Origin of the sequence: Microbacterium sp. C448 (assembly GCF_000582705.2) — a bacterium.
Taxonomy (GTDB): domain Bacteria; phylum Actinomycetota; class Actinomycetes; order Actinomycetales; family Microbacteriaceae; genus Microbacterium; species Microbacterium lacus_A.
Genome location: NZ_HG779588.1, coordinates 1 through 5,642, shown reverse-complemented (window position 1 = coordinate 5,642; position 5,642 = coordinate 1). Strand labels below are relative to the sequence as shown.

Here is a 5,642-nt window from a genome sequence, read left to right as displayed (position 1 = left end):
GCGGGTCACTTCGGCAGGCTCAGTGACCGGTGCGAGCTCAGTGACCGAGACAGGCTCGGTCACTCCGACAGCCTCAGCGACCGCGGCGGACCCCCTGACCGGGGCAGGCTCCGCGACCGAGACGGGCCCCCGGGCCGATTCCGTACCCACAGGTTCGATGGCCGAGTACGACCTCGAGCCGTCCGCAGAGCCGATCGCTCCCGTCGATCCGCCCATCGCCGAACCTCAGGTTGACGACGCCGAGCCGTCGCGTACCTCGCTGACGGGGCCGATCGTGATCGATCTGCCGGAACTGCCCGAGGTTGGCATCGCCGATCGACTGGGTCTCGGCGAACGCGACGAAGACGACACCGTGGGATCGACCTCGTGAGGGTTCAGCTGATCCTGGCCGAAGCGTTCTCGGGCCTTCGCCGGAACGCCTCGATGGTCATCTCGGTCGTTCTCGTCACATTCGTGTCGCTGACGTTCGTCGGCGCCGCGATCCTGATGCAGATGCAGATCGGCACGATGAAGGACTTCTGGGCCGAACGGGCCCAGGTCGCGGTGTACATGTGCACGTCGATCTCGACCGGCGCGACCTGTGCTGACGGCGAGGCGACGCAGGAGCAGGTCGACGCGGTCAGCGAAGCCCTGGTATCACCCGCGCTGCAGCCCCTGATTCGCGAGACGCGCTTCGAGAACCGGGATGAGGCATATCAGGCGACGATCGAGCAGCTGGGTCAGGAATACGCCGACGTCATCACCCCCGATCAGGTCAACCAGACGTTCTACGTGAACCTCGTTGATCAGTCCCAGTCCGACGTCATCGTCGAGGCGTTCAGCGGGATGCAGGGGGTCGAGCAGGTACAAGACCAGCTGCAGTACCTCGAGCCGCTTTTCCAGGCGCTGACCGTCGCGACCTATATCGCCGTCGGGATTGCCGGGCTCATGCTCGTTGCGGCGGTGCTGCTGATCGCGACGACGATTCGCCTGTCGGCCTACGCTCGACGGCGAGAGCTCGGCATCATGCGTCTGGTGGGAGCATCCAACCGCTTCATCCAAACCCCCTTCATTCTGGAGGGTGTGCTCGCGGCACTTCTCGGTTCGGGGCTGGCGAGCGTCGCGATCTGGGCGGGCATCACATTCGGTGTGGACGGATACTTGCGCGAGCGTGTGACGTTCATCACCACGTGGGTCGGGGCCGGCGAACTGTGGGTTGTGATTCCCGTGATCATCGCCCTGGGCGTGGTGCTTGCGGCGCTGTCGGCGGGCTTCGCCATCCGTCGCTGGCTGCGCGCGTAGGCGCTCGGAGTTTCGTCCCTGATAGACTGATCGGCTGCCGCCCGGGCGGCACAGCAACGTCGGTTCAGCAACGTCAGCGGGGAACATCATGGTCAAGGAACGCGGGGAGAAGGTCGTCGCGACCAATCGTCGCGCGCGCCATGAGTACTCGATCGAGAAGACGTACGAGGCCGGGCTCGTGCTCACGGGCACCGAGGTCAAGTCGCTGCGGATGGGTCGCGCCAACCTCTCGGACGGTTACGCCTACATCGACGGCAACGAGGCCTGGCTGGATGCCGTGCACATCCCCGAGTATTCGCAGGGGCACTGGACGAACCACGCCACCAAACGCGTTCGCAAGCTGCTGTTGCACCGCGACGAGATCGTCAAGCTCTCGCACGCCGTCTCGGCCGGCGGTTACACGCTGGTTCCGCTGAAGCTGTACTTCTCGGACGGGCGTGCCAAGGTCGAGATCGCCGTCGCGAAGGGTAAGCGCGAGTTCGACAAGCGCCAGACCCTGCGCGAGCGTCAGGACAAGCGCGAGGCCGAGCGCGCCATGCGCACGAAGAACCGCCTCGGCGACTGAGGGTTTCTCTCACCGGATGACGGGCTGCGCCTCGGCGTCGACGTCGGTGCGGTCGGTGAAGGCCTGCTTGGGCACGAAGGCCAGCAGGATCGCCGCAGCGAGGGCCGTCGCGCCGCAGACCACCCAGACGGTGATGTAGCCCGCGAATGACCCGGCCGTGCTGTCGACCGCCGCGCCCGTGGCGCCCTGAATGAGCGCGATTCCGAAGACGCAGGATGCGATCGCCCCACCGACGGTCTTGACCGAGTTGGTCAGGCCGGTCGCGACGCCCGTCTGGGTGCGAGGGGCAGCGGATGCGGCGGCCGCGGGGAGAGCTGCGACCAACGCGCCCGACCCGAAGCCAACGATGACCATGTTGGTCAGCACCTGCACGTAGGTGTCGTGGAATGGCAGGAACATGAGGAATCCGATGCCCACCAGGACGGACGCCCCCATCAGCGTGATGCGGGGCGTGATCCTGCGCGCCACGGGTGCGAAGAGCAGGGCGCCCACGATCATGCCGATCAGGTACACCCCGATCAGCAGAGATGTCGCGAATCCGGCCGTCCCGAGCCCGTAACCGTAGACGTCGGGATCGGTGCGCGCGAAGGTCGACAGTGGCGCCTGAGCTCCGAGCACGCTCACGCCGAACAGTCCGGCGGTCAGGAACACGGGACCGAGCGCGGGTGAACGGAACATGCGCACGTCGATCAGCGGGTCGTCGTGGCGCAGCTCCCACATCGCGAAGGGGATGACGAGCAGGATGCCGAGGACCACGAGCGTCCACGACAGCACATCCGCCACGCCGTTCAGCCGTAGGAAGCTGAGCCCGCCGGTGAAGGCGATGAGCGCGAACGAGATCAGCACGAGGCCGACCGTGTCGAACCGTCCGCCGACGGGCTCGGGCGACTCCTTGACGCCGAACAGGATGACGAAGAAGCAGAGTACGACGGCCACCGCGGGGATGAGCAGCACCACGGTGAGAGGAAGCGTGTCGATCAGCGCGCCACCGACGAGTGCCCCCGAGATCGCGCCCGCTTGGAGCGCCGCCACGAGCAGGCCCGCGGCCCGCGCGGTCAGCGAGGCTCGCCCCGGCATCGACCGCGAGCGCGACCAGATCAGGGCGATCTGCAGCGGAAGCCACACGACGTAGAAACCCTGCAGCGCCCAGGCCGCGAGGAAGATCGCGAACGAGTCGGTGAAGGGTAGGACGAGGGATGCCGCGGCCGTCACGGCGGTCGACACCAGAAGCATCCGCTTGTGTCCGACCATGTCGCCGAGCTTTGCCATCGCCGGCACGACCAGCGCCGAGAGCATGAGCTGCGACCCCTCGAGCCAGTTGACGTCGGCGTCGTTGATGTCGAGGTTGCGTGCGATGTCGGTGAGCATCGGGGTGTAGTACCCCTGCAGGATGCCGCTCGTGAACTCCACGAACGCGAGAAATCCGACCACGCTGGCGAGGGCGCCCAGGGCTCCGGCACGAGGGTTCATCGGTGCTCTCTCTGTTCGGGTGCGATCACTGTAGCCGCTGCAGAAGCGTGCGGTGGAACAGTTCACCGCGCTCCAGCTCGGCGATCTCGACCCGCTCATCGACGCCATGGATCGATGCGCGTTGAGTGGATGACATCGCCAGCGGCGCGAAGCGGTAGACGGCGGGGGCGAAGCGATGGAAGTGGCGCGAGTCGGTGGCGGCCATCATCACGTAGGGCACGGTGCGAGCCGCGGGGTGCGAAGCGGCGACCGCCTCGGTGATGAGGGCGAACTGCGCATTGTCGGTGGGGGACTCGGGCGAGGGTTCGCTGCCCTCGACGACTTCGACCGTGACGAGCGGGTCGTGGATGCGGCGGCGAACGCGGCGCACGGTCGCGGCGACGGTGGAGCCGAGCGCGATGCGCAGGTTGAGGGTGACGGATGCCTGTGAGGGCAGCACGTTCGCGGCGGTTCCGCCCTCTTGCATCGTCGCGGCGACGGTTGTGCGGACAAGCGCCGCCGGCTCGCCGCCGAGCGCGGCGAAGACCTGCGCCGTGAGGGGTTTCGCCGTGGCGAGAACCCGCAGCAGGGTCCGCGCGGGTTGGGGTGTGCCGTCGGCGAAGAGTCCCAGCATCCGGGCGATTGCGCGTGGGGTGCGGGCCGGGAACGTGCGGGGTGTGAGCCGGTCGACGGCGCGGGCGACCCGGCCGACGGCTGTCAGGGTTGGGGGAGCGGATGCATGGCCCCCGTCGCCGCGTGCCGTCAGGCGGAGGGTTGCGATGCCTTTCTCGCCGACGCCGACCATCGCGGCCGTGCCCGCGACGAAGGGCAGGGGTGCGTCGACGACGGCGCCGCCCTCGTCGAGGACCAGCCATGGCACGATGCCGCGATCGCGAAGGGCTTTTGCGATCGTTTTTGCCGCATCGCCGAAGGTCTCTTCGTTGCCGCCGAGCGAGAGGTAGACGTCGCGGGCCGGGGTGAACCCCGTCGCGAGCAGGTTCTCGACGGCTTCGAGGGTGACGATCAGCGGCCCTTTGTCGTCGAGCGTGCCGCGGCCGTAGACCGAGCCATCCGATATTCGCCCTTCGAACGGTGGGTAGGTCCAGGCGTCGGTGGGGTCGACGGGGACGACGTCGTAGTGCGCCATGAGCACGACGGGGTGCTTCGGGTCGCTCGTAGGTATGCCGGGCCAGCGGAAGAGCAGGCCGAAGTCGGTGATGCGCTCGAGCTCGAGGTGGTCGTGGATGAGGGGGTAGAGCTCGGCGAGCAGGACGACGAATTCTTCGAAGGCTTGGGGACCGTGCTGGTCGAGCTCCGCGCTGACGGTCTCGAGCTGGATCATGCGGCTGAGGCGTTCGGCGATGCCGGGCCGGGCGGTGACGGGCTCGGACGTGTCGCTCATGCTTGACACCCTAGCCACGGGTCGGGGAATTGGTGGGGCTCAGCCGCGGGCCGTCCGCACGACGGATGCCCGACACGCCGTGCCGGGGTGCGTGGGACGGCGTGTCACGGTTCTGGTCGTGCGGATCGTACGGCCGCGTGGAGACGGTTCGCGGGTGGATGGATCGGGTGAGCGGGTCAGCGCGCGGCGAACCGTGCCTCGACGCCGGCGGTGACCGTGATGTCCTGGGGTTGGAAGTCGAGTCCGGGCGACGCATCCGTTGCCATGGCGCGCATCATGCGGGGGCCGGGGTCGGCCTCGGGGCGTCCGAGCAGGCCGATGTCGGCGATTTCGAGCGGGGTGACGGAGGCGTGGCCGATGGCGTTGGCGTAGGCGCCGGCGCGAGAGACAGCGGTCTGAACGGCGTGGGCGGCGACCTCGGCCTCGACGGCGCGGCGGGTTGCGGATGTCAGTTGCCACGTGACTCCGCCGACCTGGACGCCCTCACGTTCGGCGACGGCGGATACCCACCACGACAGGGCGGCGAAGTCGGTGAAGGTGGCGACGACCTCGACGCTCGCGTGGTGGATGAGGGGGAGTTGCTTTCCCTCGTTGTTCCAGGGGCGTTCGGCCCAGACGCTCGCGCGCTGGCTCGACCATTCACTCACCTCGCCGGATGCTTGGCGTGCGGCGAGCTCTTCACGTAGCGGTGCGGCGATCGCGGCGATGCGTTCGACGACGGGGCCGCGCTCGGGTCCGTCGCAGCGGACGCTGAGGTGGACGACCCCCTCTTCGGGGGCGATTCGGGTTTCGTGTTCGCCGCGGACGGTGATGATGACGTCGCTCATGCCTGCGACTCTAGGCGTTCGCGCTGGGTGGATGGCGTGCGGATGTGTGCGGATCGCGCGTCGGCGGAGGGCGCGCCTTCAGCATGCGATCGAGCTGTCACAGAACGTTCGATCTGGG

General features: G+C 68.0%; 5 protein-coding genes and 1 pseudogene. 3 read left to right on the top strand and 3 right to left on the bottom strand.

From position 1 onward, the window contains the following. The 3 genes and pseudogenes from MIC448_RS00700 to smpB all read left to right on the top strand — a co-directional run. Window positions 1-370: pseudogene (locus MIC448_RS00700) on the top strand (hypothetical protein); the annotation flags it as partial. Then, on the top strand, window positions 367-1,281 hold the full coding sequence (gene ftsX / locus MIC448_RS00695; protein WP_036294516.1) for a permease-like cell division protein FtsX: 915 nt from the start codon (window positions 367-369) through the stop codon (window positions 1,279-1,281). The pseudogene MIC448_RS00700 and the gene ftsX, both read left to right, overlap by 4 nt. Window positions 1,282-1,369: 88 nt before the next feature. Further along, a complete protein-coding gene (gene smpB / locus MIC448_RS00690) occupies window positions 1,370-1,846 on the top strand; it encodes an SsrA-binding protein SmpB (protein ID WP_036294512.1) in 477 nt (158 codons plus the stop codon). Between the two features lie 9 nt (window positions 1,847-1,855). On the opposite strand, the gene MIC448_RS00685 is transcribed toward smpB, so the two are convergent. The 3 genes from MIC448_RS00685 to MIC448_RS00675 all read right to left on the bottom strand — a co-directional run bounded on the left by MIC448_RS00685 (window position 1,856) and on the right by MIC448_RS00675 (window position 5,524). Then, the gene (locus tag MIC448_RS00685) at window positions 1,856-3,316 is read right to left on the bottom strand and encodes an MFS transporter (RefSeq protein ID WP_036294509.1); all 1,461 of its coding nucleotides are present in this window, start codon (window positions 3,314-3,316) and stop codon (window positions 1,856-1,858) included. Window positions 3,317-3,341: 25 nt separating this feature from the next. Continuing rightward, window positions 3,342-4,697 (bottom strand): M20/M25/M40 family metallo-hydrolase, encoded by a 1,356-nt coding sequence (locus MIC448_RS00680; RefSeq protein WP_036294505.1) that lies wholly within the window; start codon window positions 4,695-4,697, stop codon window positions 3,342-3,344. 176 nt (window positions 4,698-4,873) lie between these two features. Next, window positions 4,874-5,524 (bottom strand): SIMPL domain-containing protein, encoded by a 651-nt coding sequence (locus MIC448_RS00675; protein ID WP_036294502.1) that lies wholly within the window; start codon window positions 5,522-5,524, stop codon window positions 4,874-4,876. Window positions 5,525-5,642: the final 118 nt, after the last annotated feature.

Excerpts from the sequence above, each read along its gene's own strand:
- MIC448_RS00680 (WP_036294505.1), bottom strand. The coding sequence starts at position 4,697 with ATGAGCGACACGTCCGAGCCCGTCACCGCCCGGCCCGGCATCGCCGAA.
- MIC448_RS00675 (WP_036294502.1), bottom strand. The coding sequence starts at position 5,524 with ATGAGCGACGTCATCATCACCGTCCGCGGCGAACACGAAACCCGAATC.
- smpB (WP_036294512.1), top strand. The coding sequence starts at position 1,370 with ATGGTCAAGGAACGCGGGGAGAAGGTCGTCGCGACCAATCGTCGCGCG.
- MIC448_RS00685 (WP_036294509.1), bottom strand. The coding sequence starts at position 3,316 with ATGAACCCTCGTGCCGGAGCCCTGGGCGCCCTCGCCAGCGTGGTCGGA.